The 15,404-nt window shown below is 43.7% G+C and carries 15 protein-coding genes; 7 read left to right on the forward strand and 8 right to left on the reverse strand.

What is annotated here, in order from left to right; all coding sequences use genetic code 11:
- The first annotated feature begins 24 nt into the window (after positions 1–24).
- Positions 25–417: a DUF3224 domain-containing protein gene (locus ACXAER_RS15615; protein WP_474830850.1), complete on the forward strand. Its 393-nt coding sequence runs from the start codon at positions 25–27 to the stop codon at positions 415–417.
- A 125-nt stretch (positions 418–542) separates the two neighbouring features.
- Here the strand turns inward: ACXAER_RS15615 and ACXAER_RS15620 are convergent, their stop codons facing one another.
- Positions 543–992 carry an Hsp20 family protein gene (locus ACXAER_RS15620; protein WP_474830852.1) on the reverse strand — a complete coding sequence of 150 codons (450 nt, stop codon included), beginning with the start codon at positions 990–992 and terminating at the stop codon, positions 543–545.
- A 390-nt stretch (positions 993–1,382) separates the two neighbouring features.
- Here ACXAER_RS15620 and ACXAER_RS15625 point away from each other — a divergent pair, with 390 nt between their 5' ends.
- A complete protein-coding gene (locus tag ACXAER_RS15625; protein ID WP_474830854.1) occupies positions 1,383–2,564 on the forward strand; it encodes an acetate kinase in 1,182 nt (393 codons plus the stop codon).
- Between the two features lie 50 nt (positions 2,565–2,614).
- Positions 2,615–4,753: a phosphate acetyltransferase gene (gene pta, locus ACXAER_RS15630; RefSeq protein WP_474830856.1), complete on the forward strand. Its 2,139-nt coding sequence runs from the start codon at positions 2,615–2,617 to the stop codon at positions 4,751–4,753.
- 64 nt (positions 4,754–4,817) lie between these two features.
- Here the strand turns inward: pta and ACXAER_RS15635 are convergent, their stop codons facing one another.
- The 6 genes from ACXAER_RS15635 to miaB form a co-directional block, all read right to left on the reverse strand.
- Positions 4,818–5,543 (reverse strand): NYN domain-containing protein, encoded by a 726-nt coding sequence (locus tag ACXAER_RS15635; protein WP_474830858.1) that lies wholly within the window; start codon positions 5,541–5,543, stop codon positions 4,818–4,820.
- A 76-nt stretch (positions 5,544–5,619) separates the two neighbouring features.
- Positions 5,620–7,125, reverse strand: coding sequence for an apolipoprotein N-acyltransferase (lnt, locus tag ACXAER_RS15640; RefSeq protein ID WP_474831280.1), 1,506 nt, complete (start codon positions 7,123–7,125; stop codon positions 5,620–5,622).
- Positions 7,126–7,227: 102 nt separating this feature from the next.
- Positions 7,228–8,085 carry a CNNM family magnesium/cobalt transport protein CorC gene (gene corC / locus ACXAER_RS15645; protein WP_334059216.1) on the reverse strand — a complete coding sequence of 286 codons (858 nt, stop codon included), beginning with the start codon at positions 8,083–8,085 and terminating at the stop codon, positions 7,228–7,230.
- Between the two features lie 116 nt (positions 8,086–8,201).
- Positions 8,202–8,678: an rRNA maturation RNase YbeY gene (gene ybeY, locus ACXAER_RS15650; RefSeq protein ID WP_474830860.1), complete on the reverse strand. Its 477-nt coding sequence runs from the start codon at positions 8,676–8,678 to the stop codon at positions 8,202–8,204.
- Entirely contained in the window at positions 8,675–9,757 is a 1,083-nt protein-coding gene (locus ACXAER_RS15655; RefSeq protein WP_474830862.1) for a PhoH family protein, read from the reverse strand. Before ACXAER_RS15655 ends, ybeY begins: the two co-directional genes overlap by 4 nt.
- Before the next feature lie 29 nt (positions 9,758–9,786).
- Entirely contained in the window at positions 9,787–11,220 is a 1,434-nt protein-coding gene (gene miaB / locus ACXAER_RS15660) for a tRNA (N6-isopentenyl adenosine(37)-C2)-methylthiotransferase MiaB (RefSeq protein WP_156078169.1), read from the reverse strand.
- 307 nt (positions 11,221–11,527) lie between these two features.
- Here miaB and ACXAER_RS15665 point away from each other — a divergent pair, with 307 nt between their 5' ends.
- From ACXAER_RS15665 to ACXAER_RS15675, 3 genes are all read left to right on the forward strand, one after another.
- A complete protein-coding gene (locus ACXAER_RS15665) occupies positions 11,528–12,727 on the forward strand; it encodes an FAD-dependent monooxygenase (RefSeq protein ID WP_474830864.1) in 1,200 nt (399 codons plus the stop codon).
- A complete protein-coding gene (locus ACXAER_RS15670) occupies positions 12,727–12,903 on the forward strand; it encodes a hypothetical protein (protein ID WP_474830866.1) in 177 nt (58 codons plus the stop codon). The genes ACXAER_RS15665 and ACXAER_RS15670 overlap by 1 nt, the downstream gene beginning before the upstream one ends.
- Positions 12,904–13,010: 107 nt before the next feature.
- Positions 13,011–14,027 carry an acyltransferase family protein gene (locus ACXAER_RS15675; RefSeq protein WP_474830868.1) on the forward strand — a complete coding sequence of 339 codons (1,017 nt, stop codon included), beginning with the start codon at positions 13,011–13,013 and terminating at the stop codon, positions 14,025–14,027.
- Here the strand turns inward: ACXAER_RS15675 and ACXAER_RS15680 are convergent.
- Entirely contained in the window at positions 14,024–14,617 is a 594-nt protein-coding gene (locus ACXAER_RS15680; protein WP_474830870.1) for a TetR/AcrR family transcriptional regulator, read from the reverse strand. The genes ACXAER_RS15675 and ACXAER_RS15680 overlap by 4 nt on opposite strands.
- A 152-nt stretch (positions 14,618–14,769) precedes the next feature.
- Here ACXAER_RS15680 and ACXAER_RS15685 point away from each other — a divergent pair, with 152 nt between their 5' ends.
- Positions 14,770–15,321: a carboxymuconolactone decarboxylase family protein gene (locus ACXAER_RS15685; RefSeq protein WP_474830872.1), complete on the forward strand. Its 552-nt coding sequence runs from the start codon at positions 14,770–14,772 to the stop codon at positions 15,319–15,321.
- Positions 15,322–15,404 lie beyond the last annotated feature (83 nt).

The following is a 15,404-nucleotide window of genomic DNA, read 5'->3' on the forward strand; positions in this document are numbered from 1 at the left end:
GAACTAATAATAAAAGAGATATCTATGTCAATTGAAGGAAGCTTTTCCATTACGCAATGGAATGAAGACACACTCAGTGAAAAAGCTGAAGGAATAAAGTTGTCACACGCCAGCATTAAGCAGATGTACACCGGTGAAATGAGCGGCGAGTCGAGTGTTGAGTTCTTGATGTCTTATCAATCTCAATTGACTGCTAAATTTTCGGGTTTTGAAACCTTTGTCGGGGTGATAAATGGTTCTCGTGGTACCGTTACTCTTCAGCATAACGGTAAATTTGAAAACGGTATCGCCAGTAGCGAATTCGTATCTATTGAAGGTAGTGCTACGGGAGAGCTTACAGGTAAAACCTTCCGAGGTAGATTTACGTCCGGTGAGTCGGGTAAAGCTAATTACACACTTGAAGTTGATGATGTCTAAGCCGTCAATGGCTAAGTAGCGAGATTTAGGTCAGCAGAGTGTGTATTCTTGCAGTTTTCCAAAGCAAAAAAAACGGCGCCGAGAGGCGCCGCTAAAAGTTGGGAAACAAACCAAGAAACTATGTATTAACTCTCAAGCAAACGAGAACCAATTTCTATTTGGCGTGGCTTCTTGGCTTCAGGAATGACTCGCTCCATATCGATATGTAATAGACCATTTTCCATATCTGCAGCCAACACTTTCACATGGTCGCCTAGCTGGAATTTACGCTCAAAGTTACGCTCTGAGATGCCTTTATGTAAGAACTTACGTTCGTTACTTTCTTTGTTTTCCGCTTCCGCTTTCTTGGTTCCAGTAATGGTTAATGTATTCTCTTCAACCTGAATTGACACATCGTCTTTACTGAAGCCCGCAATTGCCATAGTCACGCGATACTTGTCATCGCCAAGTAACTCGATGTTGTACGGCGGATAAGTGCTCTGTTTCTCTGCGCGAGATGCTGCATCAATAAGAGATGCTAGGTGGTCAGAACCAATGAATGAACGGTAAAGTGGAGATAGATCGATAGTACGCATAGTCATATCCTCAAAATTAAGCAATATGTTTAAAATTTAAATGCCCCGACTCTGCGGCGGCGGTTTCGTCGACCTGACTCTTCAGCGCCGACAAATCATATATAGGAATGGCCCAAATACTTTTCAAGAAAGAAAGTTGAATTATTTTATAAAATAATTGCTAGTAATGGGTAAGTTATTGAAATTTATGGTTATTATGGGGGGTAATTATTTTCTAAATAAGAGTGGGGTGCGGTAACCTAGCGAAAATTTTCCATAAAACCCTATATAAAATAAGAGTATGCGATAATTTTTATAAAACATTTAGCATTTGTTTAACCCCTCTAATTGCTTAGAAATGCTACAATTGGTTTAACAAAATGTCTTACTACATTAATTGAAATTACGAAAATGAAAAAAGAAGTTATCGTTTTAAACTGTGGCAGCTCTTCAGTAAAGTTTGCCATTATCGACGCTGATACTGGTGAAGCTGGTCTCTCTGGTATTGCTGAAGCGTTAGGCAATAAAGATGCAAGTTTATCTTTTAAACTAAAGGGTAAAAAGGAGAAACGTGTACTTTCTGAGAATGCAGGTCATACCGAAGCGCTCAACGCTATCTCTGAGGTTATTGCAAGTACAGGTGTACAGCCTATTGCCATTGGTCATCGTGTTGTACACGGCGGAGAAAAGTTTAAAGGTGCTGCCCTTGTAGATGACAGCGTGCTTGAAGCAATCGAAGATTATGCGAGCATGGCACCGCTTCACAATATGGCAAACCTTAAAGGCATTGTAACCGCTCAGGCAGCATATCCAAACTTGCCTCATGTTGTGGTATTCGATACTTCATTTTTTCAAACACTTCCGCAAAAAGCCTTTATTTATGCACTACCTATGTCGCTTTATCGCGAGCACGGTATTAGACGCTACGGCTTTCACGGAACCAGCCATAAGTTCATACTTGATAGCATGGCGAAAATTCTTGAAAAGCCAGTTTCAGACACCAGCATAATCAGTGCGCATTTAGGCAACGGTTGTAGTGTGTCAGCCATTGAAAAGGGGCAGGCGGTCGATACTAGCCTTGGTTTCATTCCTTTAGAAGGGTTAGTGATGGGCACGCGATGTGGTGACTTAGACCCTAGCTTGCCCGGTACGCTACAGAAAAAGCTAGGGAAGACAGCAGATGAAATCAGCGACTTATTAAACAAAGAGTCTGGTTTGCTCGGTATTTCAGAGCTTAGCAACGACTGCAGAACCCTCGAAGATGCTGCACTTGAAGGTCACGAAGGCGCACTTTTGGCAATTGAAATTTTCTGCTATCGCTTGGCTAAATACATAGCGGGCTACATGGTAGCTGTGCCAACGTTAGATGCAATTGTCTTTACAGGTGGTATCGGTGAAAACTCGTCTCTCATTCGAGAAAAGACAATGGGATATTTCGCTCACTTCGGTATTAGCCTTGATGAGCAGAGAAATACTGACGCGCGATTTGGGCAAGGTGGAAAAATTTCTACTGATACAGCATCAACCTCTGTTTATGTCGTCCCTACTAATGAAGAATGGGTAATTGCAGCTGAAGCTGCGACCTTCGCGTAAATTCAACTAGCAACGCCAACGGTGAAACGTTAGCAATAGCAGGAGTAATTATGTCTCGCAGAATTATGTTGATCCCCGTAGGCACTAGTGTGGGCCTTACCACGGTCAGCATGGGCCTTGTTCGCGCAATAGAAGAACAAGGTATAAAGCTTAATTTTTTCAAACCCGTTGCCCAACCTAGAAAGGGCGACAATGGGGAAGAGCGCTCTACAGCGATCATTGCCCATCACGCCAGTGTGTCGCCAATAGAGCCGTTCGGACTTGAATACGTAGAGCGCATGATCAGCAGCGACAATACTGATGAACTGTTAGAAGAAATTATTGAACGATTTGAAGAAAAGAGCGCTAAAGAAGCGGTAACCGTTATAGAAGGGCTGGTGACAACCCGTCATCATCCCTATGCGGAGCGTTTGAATTTAGAAATTAGCCGTGCTCTAGATGCCGATATTGTTTTTGTGGCGGTGCCTGGCAACGAGTCGACAACAGATATTAATCACCGCCTTGAAATAGTTGTTGATACCTATGGCGGTCATAAAAGTCAAAAAGTGGTTGGTTGTATCTTCAACAAGGTTAACGCGCCTTTTGATGAACACGGTCGGCTTCGTGCCGATATCGGTGCAATAGAAGCGCCAGAGCACGATGAAGAGCGTACGCAGGCACTGCGTGATTTGCCTATTTTCAAAAGAGGGTTGAGCCTGCTTGGTACCATCGATTGGAGTGCTGACTTAGTATCTCCTCGCGCTACAGATGTAGCAAAGCATTTGAACGCTAGCTTGTTAAATGAAGGTGAATTGGCAGAACGACGTTTAAGCAGCGTTACGTTTTGCGCCCGAGAAATTCACAATATGACACACACCCTCAAGCCAGGTGCGTTACTAGTGATGTCAGGCGACCGCGGTGATGTGTTTGTGTCGTGCTGTTTGGCTGCGTTAAACGGTACTAAGCTAGGCGCGCTCTTGCTTACCGGTGGCTACCAGCCCGATGAAAATATTATGGCATTATGTAGTCAAGCCATGGAAACAGGCCTGCCAGTAATGTTGGTAAATTCAAATACATGGCAAACAGCGCAGGCACTTCACGCTTTTAACCAAGAAGTGCCGGTTGATGACAGCCAACGTATCGAAAAGGTGATGGTGCATACGGCAGAAAGCTTAGATGCAAGCTGGGTGAATTCACTAACCCAAAAAGTATCTCGCCAGAAAAAGCTTTCGCCATCAGCATTCCGTTTCTATCTTACCAACCGCGCAAGGCAGGTAAACAAACGTATAGTGCTGCCAGAAGGCAATGAACCAAGAACCGTTGTAGCGGCTTCGATCTGTGCTAAGCGTGGTTTAGCGCGCCCGGTACTTATTGGTGATGAAACAGAAATACGCCGAGTAGCAGAGCAGCAAGGTGTGGTACTGAGCGACGGCGTAGAAATACTTTCTCCTAGTGAGATAAAAGATGACTACGTTGAAGGTTTAGTGGCTCTGCGCGGTCACAAAGGTGTTACTGAAGTGGTTGCAAAAGAGTTACTGGAAGATAATGTAACTTTAGGCACAATGATGCTTCAGCAAGACGATGTGGATGGCCTAGTCTCTGGCGCGGTAAATACCACGGCTAATACAATTCGCCCGGCACTACAGCTTATTAAAACGGCGGAAAATGCATCACTAGTATCGTCTGTATTTTTCATGCTGTTGCCAGATCAAGTTTTGGTTTACGGCGACTGTGCCATCAACCCTGACCCCAACGCTCAGCAGCTAGCCGACATCGCGATTCAGTCTGCGGAATCGGCGCAAATGTTTGGCATTGAACCACGGGTAGCTATGATAAGTTACAGTACAGGCTCGTCAGGTGCTGGTAGCGATGTAGAGAAAGTGCGTGAGGCTACTAAAATTGCGCAAGAGCTACGCCCCGATTTACTTATCGACGGCCCGCTTCAATACGATGCTGCAGCCATTGAAAGTGTAGGTAAGAGCAAGGCACCAAACAGCCCGGTTGCCGGTAAAGCGAACGTGTTTGTTTTCCCAGACCTAAACACAGGTAACACCACTTATAAAGCGGTGCAGCGTAGCTTCGACTTGGTGTGTATTGGCCCAATGCTGCAGGGCATGAGAAAGCCAGTTAACGATTTAAGCCGCGGTGCGCTGGTGGATGATATTGTATTTACCATTGCACTTACTGCTATTCAGGCGGCGGGCAATTAATATTTATGCGTCATCTAAGTAATCTACCTGAGGCGGCTCCTTAGATTAGGAGCCGTTTTATTATTTATTTCATTTTGTTGAACTGCTTCGCTTTTTTCTTATCTCTTACCCATAAAACAGAACCATGGGTTTTCTTCATTTCAAAAAGGTCGATTGCCTGAAACAAATCACTCAATTTCTTAAAGCCATAATTACGCTGGTCGAACGACGCGTGATTTGATATGTGTGTGCCAATGGGCCCCAGCATTGCCCAACCATCATGCTCTTCTACTGCTTCAATCGCCTGTCTAAGTAGATTTATTAACCGTGTGTCACTTTTTATATTTTTTGCTTCTTTTTGAATGGGAAGCTCTTTTTCGTTTTCCTTATCAAGGTAAAGAAAACGAGAGCAACTATTAACAAAAGCTAGTGGCGCCTTTCTCTCGCCAAAGCCTATCACAAATTTTCCATCTGCTAATGAGCGGGTAACAAGGGGAGTGAAATCGCAATCTGATGAAACAAGGCAAATAACGTCTATATCTTTTGTATATAAAACATCCATAACATCAATGACTAGCGCCATGTCTGTCGCATTTTTGCCTTTTGTGAGATCGAATTGTTGGATGGGTTGAATTGCAAATTCATGTAGAACGTCTTCCCATGACTTTAAATTTTGATTTTTCCAGTTTCCATATGCCTTTCTTATATTGACTACACCATAGCGAGCCAATTCAGAGAGTACCTTGTCTATCTTTTGTGCAGGTGCATTATCAGCATCAATAAACATTGCAATTTTTTCTTTATCTTTCAATTTTGCCTCCTTGCAATTAACGTTATTTTCTTTTTTTCCTAATTTCAGACTTGATATTGACGTGACACTTAAAGCATTAGAAATACCGTCTTTTGAGTGCTATGGCAGAAACCATCAATACAATCACAAGCGCCCAAACACCCAACTCCTGTAAATGGTAATAGGGAGTAAAACCGCGAGTTGCAACAACTGGCGCTGAAATATTACCTGCTATAAATTGCGGCAGACGAGCTGTTACTTCACCTTTATGGTTGATAAAAGCCGTTATGCCATTGTTTGTAGCTCTAACGACGGGGCGCCCCAACTCAAGGGCGCGCATTTGCGCTATTTGCAAATGCTGAGCTGGGCCGTGGGAGTGCCCAAACCACGCGTCGTTACTTACGGTGATTATCATGTCTGTATCTTCATATACGTTAGCCATCACTTGGTGAGGAAACGCAATTTCAAAACAGATAGCAGGCGCTAAGTGAATGCCATTAGCTTCAAGATTAGCCTGCTGATAGTCACCACGAGAAAACGACGACATAGGTAAGTCGAATAGGGGGGCGAGGGGGCGAAGCCAATCTTCAAAAGGCACAAATTCTCCTACAGGTAATAGGTGGTGCTTGGAAAACCGGTTATTGTGGAAATATTGGTAGTCAGGGTATGTAGCATCTGGCGTGCGTTTACCAAGCACGATAAGGTTATTCCACGCTTCGTCTGTCTCCCAGTTGTAGTTAACAATTCCAGTAATAAGCGCGGTGTTTTCGTTAAAAGCTCTTTCATTAACTTTAGCAAGGTAAGGCTGGGCCAATGGCTCAAGCTTGGGAACCGCGGCCTCCGGCCAAATGATGAGGTCGTTATCCCACAAGCTTTCGGTTAGTTTCCAATAGGTATCCATAGTAGGTCCATCTTGCTCCGGCACCCATCGCAAGCTTTGCGCAATGTTGCCCTGCGCCATGCCTACAGAGTAGGTTTTGTTTGGGGTAACCCAAGTATGCTGTTTAAGCAGATAGCCACTGGTAAACAAACACAGCGCCACCAATGTGGCATTAGCGAAAGTTCGCTTATTATGTATTAAAGCAAATAGGGTAGCGCTAATAACGATAAGCGCGCTTATTCCCGTTTCGCCAATAATAGGTGCAAAGCCAGACAGCGGGCTTTCCAACTGGCTGTAGCCTAACGATAGCCATGGAAAACCACTTAACATCCAGCTTCTAAGCCATTCAGCTACAATCCAGAAAAAAGGCAGTGCCATGGGCCATAGCTGAGGTGAAAAATACTTGGCGGTGAATCTGGTGGCAAGCGCTGGGAACAGCGCTAAATAACCGCATAGCAATGCCATGAGTGCGACAGAGGCAATAAGAGGAAGGCCACCAAAGTCGGCGATACTTACATGTACCCAACTTATTCCAGCCCCAAACCAGCCTGCGCCAAATAACCATCCGGCTAAAAATGGGCGATGCTTCAGCTTGATAACTTGACGTATAGCAAGTGCGAGGGCCGGAATAGTTAAGAGCCACATATTAAATGGGGCAAAAGCCAGCGTTAAACTAGCACCGCTTAGCAGAAGAAGAAAGTGAGGGATAAACCGTTTCAGCATAGAAGTCATCTGATGGTGATTGATAGGTTTTGTATTCACAGGGTAAGCGCTTAAAAATTCGCGCTACCCTATGCTGAAATAAACGTTATTGTGACGATGTCTCTATTCCAATGAAGGCACTGAAACCTTTAGTTGAATAAGTCGGCGTTTATCAGAGTTAGTCACTTTGAACTGAACATCGCCGATGGTGATTTCGTCATTGGTTTCAGGCATATGGCCAAAGGCTTTTAGCACAATGCCGCCAATAGTGTCCGCTTCTTCTTCGCTGAACTTGGTTTCAAAAAACTCGTTAAAATCATCCACTGGGGTTAACGCTTTAACCGAGTAGGTCGACTTATTTAAAGGACGAATATCATCGGTACCATCTTCTTCGGTATCGTACTCATCTTCAATTTCACCCACGATGATCTCGAGAATATCTTCGATTGTTACCAGGCCGGACACGCCGCCGTATTCGTCTACAACAATAGCCATGTGGTAGCGCTGTTGGCGGAATTCTTTAAGCAGAACGTCCACGCGTTTGCTCTCTGGAACAATAACCGCAGGGCGCAGTATATCTTTTAAATTGAACTCTTTTTCTGCGTTAAAAGCAAAAGCCAAAAGGTCTTTTGCAAGCAAAATACCTTCGATATGGTCTTTATCTTCACTAATAACGGGGAAACGGGAGTGAGCAGATTCAAGCATTAAAGGTAGAAATTCTTCTACTTTCTTCTCTACATCGATAGTGGTCATTTGAGCGCGAGGGATCATAATATCTCTCACTCGCATTTCATTTACCCCAATAACCCCTTCAATCATTTCTCGGGTTTGTGGGTCAATAATTTCGTTTTGTTCAGCATCAGTAATAACCGATACTAACTCTTCTTTACTTTTCGGCTCGCCAGAAATCGAATTTTTTAGTTTATCTAACCAACTCTTGCCTGAGGAGCCGTTGGTAGAGTGAGGGTTATCGTCGCTCATAATGTCCGTTTAATTGTTAGGTCAACGCCAACGTTAAAATGGTTCGTGCTGGTCGTCAATGTTTTATTGTTATTAAGTGTTAAAGTGCTTTTATAACAACAGTTTATGGTTTTTTGTTAGTTGCTAACTTCGTAGGGGTTATTAATGCCAAGACTTGCAAGAATATCAATCTCTTTGCTTTCCATTTCCTCAGCTTCCGCATCATCAATATGGTCGTAACCCATTAAATGCAATAACCCGTGAACCGTCATGTGGGCATAGTGATCGCTCACTTGTTTTCGTTGCTCTTCAGCTTCACGGCTTATAACCGGGGCACAGATAACGAGGTCGCCTAATAAGTTTATTTCAATGCCTGGAGGTGCCTCAAATGGAAAAGACAACACATTCGTGGGCTTATCTTTCCCTCTGTACTCGTGGTTAAGACTTTGACTTTCGGCTTCGTCAGTAAAGCGGATAGTCACTTCTTGATCACTTAAGCCTTCATACTTGAGCACTGCATTAGCCCAACGCTCAAGCTCTGAAGGTGAGGGAATGGCCAACAAAATGGCTTCGTCACCTTCAAACGCTTGCTGTACATCAATAATGGCGGTCACGATGCGTTGTCGTCTTTCGTTTGTGTCGCGCTATCGTTTTGAGAAGCCTGTTCACGTTGAAGTCGCAACGCTTCTTCTTTACGTTCTTTGCGAAGGCGCTCTTGTTCAGCGTCGTGCACTTCATATGCTCTTACAATACGCGCAACCACAGGGTGGCGCACCACGTCTTCAGCGTTGAAGAAGTTGAAAGAAATATCATCCACTTCGCTTAATACTTCAATAGCGTGGCGTAGACCTGACTTTGCACCGCGAGGTAAGTCTACCTGCGTGATGTCACCGGTGATCACTGCTTTCGAATTAAAGCCAATACGGGTTAAGAACATTTTCATTTGCTCTACCGTTGTATTTTGGCTTTCATCCAAAATAATAAAGGCGTCGTTTAGTGTTCGGCCACGCATATAGGCAAGCGGCGCAACCTCAATCACGTTGCGCTCCATTAGCTTTTCGACTTTTTCAAAGCCCAGCATTTCAAACAGAGCGTCGTAAAGCGGACGAAGGTACGGGTCTACTTTTTGTGAAAGGTCGCCGGGCAAGAAACCGAGCTTTTCACCAGCTTCTACCGCAGGGCGGGTAAGCAAAATACGGCGAATTTCTTGGCGTTCAAGTGCGTCCACAGCAGCGGCAACGGCTAGGTAGGTTTTACCCGTACCGGCAGGTCCAATACCAAAGGTAATATCGTGGTTTACAATGTTCGCCACATATTGCGCTTGGTTAGGGTTACGCGGCTTAATAACACCGCGCTTGGTTTTAATATTCACTTCTTTGCCATAGCCGCCAGTGGCGTCTTTTTCGATAACGCGGGCTTCTTGAATGGCAAGATGAACTTGTTCTGCTTCTAGCTCAGGAATACGGCCCTTAATAGGCTGAGTTTCTATATAAAGAAGCTTAAGTAATTCGCTGGCACTTTTTATTTGCTGCGGTTCACCCAACACCTTAAACGCGTTATTCCGGTAGGTAATCTCTACGCCTAACCTGCGCTCAATTTGTTTAATGTTGTCATCAAAGGGGCCACATAAACTCGACAAACGTTTGCTATCTGCCGGTTCTAAATCAAATTCGTTACTAACCAATGTACTCAAGCTACTTTTTTCCTCGCTATAAAATGTATCTAGGCTGGGTTAAATTGACCCACGCCAAGCTCATCGGGCAAATCTGCCTGATGCTTTGCCATGATAGATTGGGGCGAAACGGCAACACGCAAGCCCATTTCACTTTCTCTGCGCACAACTTCGCCACGTAGTGAGTTGGTAAATACGTCTGTGATGTTTACATCAACAAATTCACCAATCATATCTGGTGTGCCTTCAAAGTTTACTACGCGATTGTTTTCAGTACGTCCTGAAAGCTCCATCGGGTTTTTCTTAGACGGACCTTCAACCAAAATTCGCTGCTCTGTGCCAACCATGTGACGAGCAATACGAAGCGCTTGTTGCGTAATGCGCTGCTGTAATAGATGAAGGCGCTGCTTCTTAGTTTCTTCGCTTACATCATCTACTGCGTCGGCAGCAGGCGTACCTGGGCGAGCACTGTAAATAAAGCTGAAGCTAAGGTCGTAATCAACAGCCTGAATCAAATCCATGGTGGCTTCAAAGTCGGCATCTGTTTCACCTGGGAAACCAATAATGAAGTCGCTCGATAAGCTAATGTTCGGGCGAATTTTCTTCAGCTTACGCATTTTAGATTTGTATTCGATTGCTGTATGGCCACGCTTCATCAAGTTCAATATACGGTCAGAGCCGCTTTGAACAGGCAAATGTAGATGGTCTACTAACTCCGGAATAGACGCATATGCCTCTATAATGTCGTCAGTAAATTCAACCGGGTGAGATGTGGTGTAACGGATTCTGTCGATACCGTCGATGGCCGCTACCAATTCAAGCAATTCAGAGAAACGACAAATTGTACCGTCGTAATTCTCACCGCGATATGCGTTAACGTTTTGACCTAGAAGGTTTACTTCACGTACGCCTTGACCTGCAAGCTGCGCAATTTCAAGCAGTACGTCGTCAACAGGGCGGCTTACTTCTTCACCACGGGTGTAAGGCACTACGCAGAATGTGCAGTATTTTGAACAGCCTTCCATAATAGAAACGAATGCTGTTGGTCCTTCAGCACGTGGCTCAGGCAAACGGTCAAACTTTTCAATTTCAGGGAAGCTCACGTCAATGACTGACTTCGCGCCGCCCTGAAGTTCGTTGATCATTTCAGGCAAACGGTGCAGTGTTTGCGGGCCAAATACCAAGTCTACAAAAGGTGCGCGCTGGCGTATGGTATCGCCTTCTTGTGAAGCCACACAGCCGCCTACACCAATAATAAGTTCAGGTTTATCTTGCTTAAGTGTTTTCCAACGTCCCAGCTGGTGGAAAACCTTCTCTTGCGCCTTTTCGCGAATAGAGCAGGTGTTAAGCAGGATAACATCGGCTTCTTCAGCGCTTTCTGCAGCACTATAGCCGTGTGTTGAGTCTAGTAAGTCTGCCATTTTCTCCGAGTCGTACTCGTTCATTTGGCAGCCCCAGGTTTTGATATACAGCTTTTTAGTCATAACAACTATTCGATAACCTGTTAGTGTTCCTGTAAGTGAATGCAGTATCACCTTTCGTTTAGCTAAGGTGTCTACCAGAATGTTATTCTGCATAGCGCCTTTAGAGTGCCCATGCAGAAAGCATCGGAAATGTCAGTTACAGGAAGATGTTCAAAATAGCCGCATATTTTACCTGTTATGCAGGCATATTCCCAGTGTCTTACGACGATTCGTGAAGAATTGATCTAAGCCAAGCCTGTTCTACGTTTTACTTCACAGCGCTTTGTGTTTTAAGACATAATGCAAGTGCGTGTTTTAAGGAGAGTAAATGGTCGATTTTTGTATAAATGGCGGCGGTATGGTGGGGGCTGCGCTAGCCTTGGGACTTGCCCAACAACAGTTTAAGGTAGCAGTGATAGAGCCGTATCTACCCGCATCTTTTAACGCAGAGGACGGCCCTGACTTAAGGGTTTCAGCCATCAGCGAGGCGTCGGTTACGCTTTTAAAAGCCCTTGGCGCTTGGAAGCATATAGCGGCCATGCGCGCTAAACCTTACACCGGCCTAAGCGTGTGGGACGACCCTGCCCATAGAACAGACTTTACCGCAAAAAGTATCGACATGCCTCAGCTGGGTTTCTTTGTAGAAAACCGTTTGTTGCAGTTGGGATGCCACGAAGCACTAAAACAGTTTGACAACGTTGAGCTAATCACGGGCGAAGCGGTACAAGATATTCAGTTAGCCAGTACGGCGAAGGTTAGTCTTTCAAACGGCAGAACTCTTGAAGCGCAATGGCTAATTGGCGCAGATGGTGCAAACTCTCAGGTAAGAAAGGCAGCTGGTATTGGCACCACAGGTTGGCAGTATGCGCAACAGGCAATGGGCATCACCATCAAAATGGACAAACCCGTTGAACCGGTCACGTGGCAGCAGTTTACATCAAGCGGCCCCAAAGCCTTTTTGCCAATGTTCGACAACTATGCCTCGCTAGTTTGGTACGACTCGCCCGACGAACTAAAACGGATTAAAAGTTTAAAAGCGAGCCAACTAGAAAGTGAAATTCTTAAAACCTTTCCTAATGAATTAACCAAAAATGGCAACAGCTTTTCTGTTGTAGACAAAGCGGTTTTTCCGCTTACCCGTTCTCATGCTAATCACTATGTTAAAGGCTGCTGTGTGTTAATTGGCGATGCCGCGCACACCATCAACCCGCTTGCCGGGCAGGGCGTTAATTTAGGTTTTAAAGATGTAGAAGCATTCCTTTCTGTAAGTTCAGAGTTCAAACCTAATGGTAATAACAGCCTCTTATCGATAACCGATAAAGTATTTTCGCAAAGGCTTATCAGTGACTATGAAAGACCACGTAAACGAGATAACTTGGTAATGATGAGCGCAATGGATGGGTTCTATACCTTGTTTAGTAACGATATTACCCCCATTAAATGGATAAGAAACCAGTTGCTTTCTGTGGCGCAGCGCATGGAGCCTGCTAAACAACAAGTGCTTAAATATGCGATAGGGTTACGATAATGGAAGTGTTAATTTTACTAGTTGTGCTATTCGGCGCGTTAGCGCTGATAGTGCCACTTATTGAGCGCTCTAAAATGCGTATTAGTAATGAAGATGCGGCCAAATGGGCGAAGTGGATTTGGCCGTTGATGGGTATTTTACTCATAGCGCAATTGTTGCGGTTGCTGTTTTCTTAGTTTTTGAATATAAATTTATAAAAAGCTTTATTAATACTTGTTTAGCTTTAAGCTAAGTATTTCGGAGAGGCCTTTAGTCTGCCTCCATTTATTTGAGGGAAGTTAGAGTGAATAGGGATATTAGGACTGAGTGGGTAGATTACGCCAAAGCAATAGGAATAATCTTAGTTGTTTATGGCCATGTCGCCAGAGGAGTGAAAGAAGCTGGATATAATTTTTCTGATTCGTTATTTACGCTAGTAGACAGCTTTATATATAGCTTTCATATGCCATTGTTCTTTTTCTTATCTGGTCTCTTTTTTTATCAATCATTTATAAAGCGCGGTTTTTTAGACTTAACTTTAAACAAAATTGACACCATTGTTTATCCATATATTTTGTGGACTCTAATACAAGGGGGGATAAGTGTAATTCTCTCGCAGTTCACTAACAGTAATACCTCTCTCACAGAGGTGATATACTTATGGCAGCCTTTCGCTCAATTTTGGTTTCTATATACGCTGTTTATCATATTCATGCTTTGTGGACTTATCTACAAAATATGGCCTAAACGCTTCTCAATACTACTTTTATTTTTCTGTGCTTTGCTCTACTTAGAGCGCTCGTACCTCCCTGATATATCTGCGTTCTTTTTTGTAGCAGGCAATCTGGTGTTTTTTGTGCTTGGTATCGTATTTTCCTACCATAGATGTTCGCTATACTTAAGCAGTTGGCTAATGCTTTTGGTTACGACAATTCTGTTCACTATCTCGCAGTATTGGTTTCACTTTTATCTTGGTAAAACGTTTGTTGATAAAGGCATTGAATCATTAGTCTTAGCGATAATATCCATATGTTTCGTTTCAAGCTTGTCTATTTCTTTGTCTAAAACGCCTAGCAGGTTTATTGTATTCATTGGAACATCATCCATGGCTATCTACGTTATGCACATACTAGCCGGTAGCGGCGTCCGTGTAATTTTAGGAAAAACATTTGGAATAACTTCTGCGTACTTACATTTAAGTATAGGTGTAGCTGCAGGTGTTTTTCTTCCTTTGCTGGCAGTGAAAATCATTGAAAAGTGGCGCATTCCTTATGTGTTTTCTGCCCCAATAAGTAGAATTGCATTGAGGTCAAAAATTTAATGGGTGTTGAGGTTTGGCCAAACGCTTTTTAAATCGAGTAACACCTTATCAATCATAACTTCAATTTGAGTAGCGTCTTCTTGCATTAATGCAAACGCCCGTAAGCCAACAAACTGGTTTTGTAACCATTCAGCGGCAAGTTCAGGTGGTGTATGTTTTGGTAATTCGCCTTTGTCTACACCATTTTCAACTATCTCTTTAAACCCAGCTTTAAGGGTTTGCATACTTTCAAGCACCGCTTTCTTTGCGATATCGCCAATAATATCTAGCTCTGCAATAGACTTAACAAGAAGGCACTGTCGCATGTAGCGCTTTTCATCTGGCCCGGTAAGTGCTATTTCAAAAAAATCTCTAAGTGCTGTTAAGGGAGAGTCAGAATCAGCTACTTGCTTTAATCGCTCAGCACTGTTTTTAGCATAATATTCCACAACTAGCTTGAATAGGCCCTCTTTACTTTGGAAGCGGGCATATATGCTGCCAGGGCGCATGTCCAATGCCTGCTGAATATCCCGCATACCGGCCGCCTGAAAGCCTCGTTGCCAAAAAAGCGTAGTGGCTTTTTCAATAATGTCATCGTGGTCATATTTCATAGCTGCATACCTTATACGTGAATATTTTGAACATGTGTTCAATTATCGCTTGAACGATCGTTCAAGTAAACCTATTATTAATTCCACTTCAAAAAGGTAAGAGTAACTAAAAGAGTTACTTTAGTTTCTAGTCACATCGAAAGGAGAGTGATATGAGCGATTTTAAATTACATACCAAAGACACAGCGCCAGAAGCGTCAAAGCCACTAATTGATAATTCGGTTAGCGCATTCGGTATGCTGCCTAACCTTCATGCGGTAATGGCAGAAGCGCCAACGTTGCTTGAAGGTTATCAAGTACTACACAAGCTAGCGCAAGAAACGTCGTTTAACGCAGAAGAACTAACAGTAGTTTGGCAGGCAGTAAACGTAGAACACGCATGTCATTACTGTGTACCAGCGCATACCGGCATTGCTAAAAGCATGAAAGTAAGTGATGATTTAATTGAAGAGCTACGTAACGATGAAACATTGTCTGATAGCAAATTGAATACGCTGAAAGAGACCGTACTTGCCGTAACTCGCGGACGAGGAAATATTGATAGTGCGCAGCTAGAAGCCTTCTATAGTGCTGGCTACCAACATCAGCAACTACTTGAAATTATTCTTATTTTGGCGCAAAAAGTGATGAGTAACTATACAAACCACTTAGCTGAAACACCGATTGATGAGCCGTTCAAGCAATTCGAATGGTCACCTAAATAAGAAATCCATTTCAGAGAAACAAAGGCTCCGCTTTTGTTTCTCCACTGATTATTGTGCTGATCGTTACTTGTACAAGCGCAAGC

It is taken from the genome of Alteromonas sp. AWJ4_199, from assembly GCF_056159165.1.

Bases quoted from the DNA above. Each gene is read 5' to 3' on its own strand.
- ACXAER_RS15615 (WP_474830850.1), top strand. From the start codon at position 25: ATGTCAATTGAAGGAAGCTTTTCCATTACGCAATGGAATGAAGACACA.
- ACXAER_RS15620 (WP_474830852.1), bottom strand. From the start codon at position 992: ATGCGTACTATCGATCTATCTCCACTTTACCGTTCATTCATTGGTTCT.
- ACXAER_RS15625 (WP_474830854.1), top strand. From the start codon at position 1,383: ATGAAAAAAGAAGTTATCGTTTTAAACTGTGGCAGCTCTTCAGTAAAG.
- pta (WP_474830856.1), top strand. From the start codon at position 2,615: ATGTCTCGCAGAATTATGTTGATCCCCGTAGGCACTAGTGTGGGCCTT.
- lnt (WP_474831280.1), bottom strand. From the start codon at position 7,125: ATGCTGAAACGGTTTATCCCTCACTTTCTTCTTCTGCTAAGCGGTGCT.
- corC (WP_334059216.1), bottom strand. From the start codon at position 8,085: ATGAGCGACGATAACCCTCACTCTACCAACGGCTCCTCAGGCAAGAGT.
- miaB (WP_156078169.1), bottom strand. From the start codon at position 11,220: ATGACTAAAAAGCTGTATATCAAAACCTGGGGCTGCCAAATGAACGAG.
- ACXAER_RS15665 (WP_474830864.1), top strand. From the start codon at position 11,528: ATGGTCGATTTTTGTATAAATGGCGGCGGTATGGTGGGGGCTGCGCTA.
- ACXAER_RS15670 (WP_474830866.1), top strand. From the start codon at position 12,727: ATGGAAGTGTTAATTTTACTAGTTGTGCTATTCGGCGCGTTAGCGCTG.
- ACXAER_RS15680 (WP_474830870.1), bottom strand. From the start codon at position 14,617: ATGAAATATGACCACGATGACATTATTGAAAAAGCCACTACGCTTTTT.
- ACXAER_RS15685 (WP_474830872.1), top strand. From the start codon at position 14,770: ATGAGCGATTTTAAATTACATACCAAAGACACAGCGCCAGAAGCGTCA.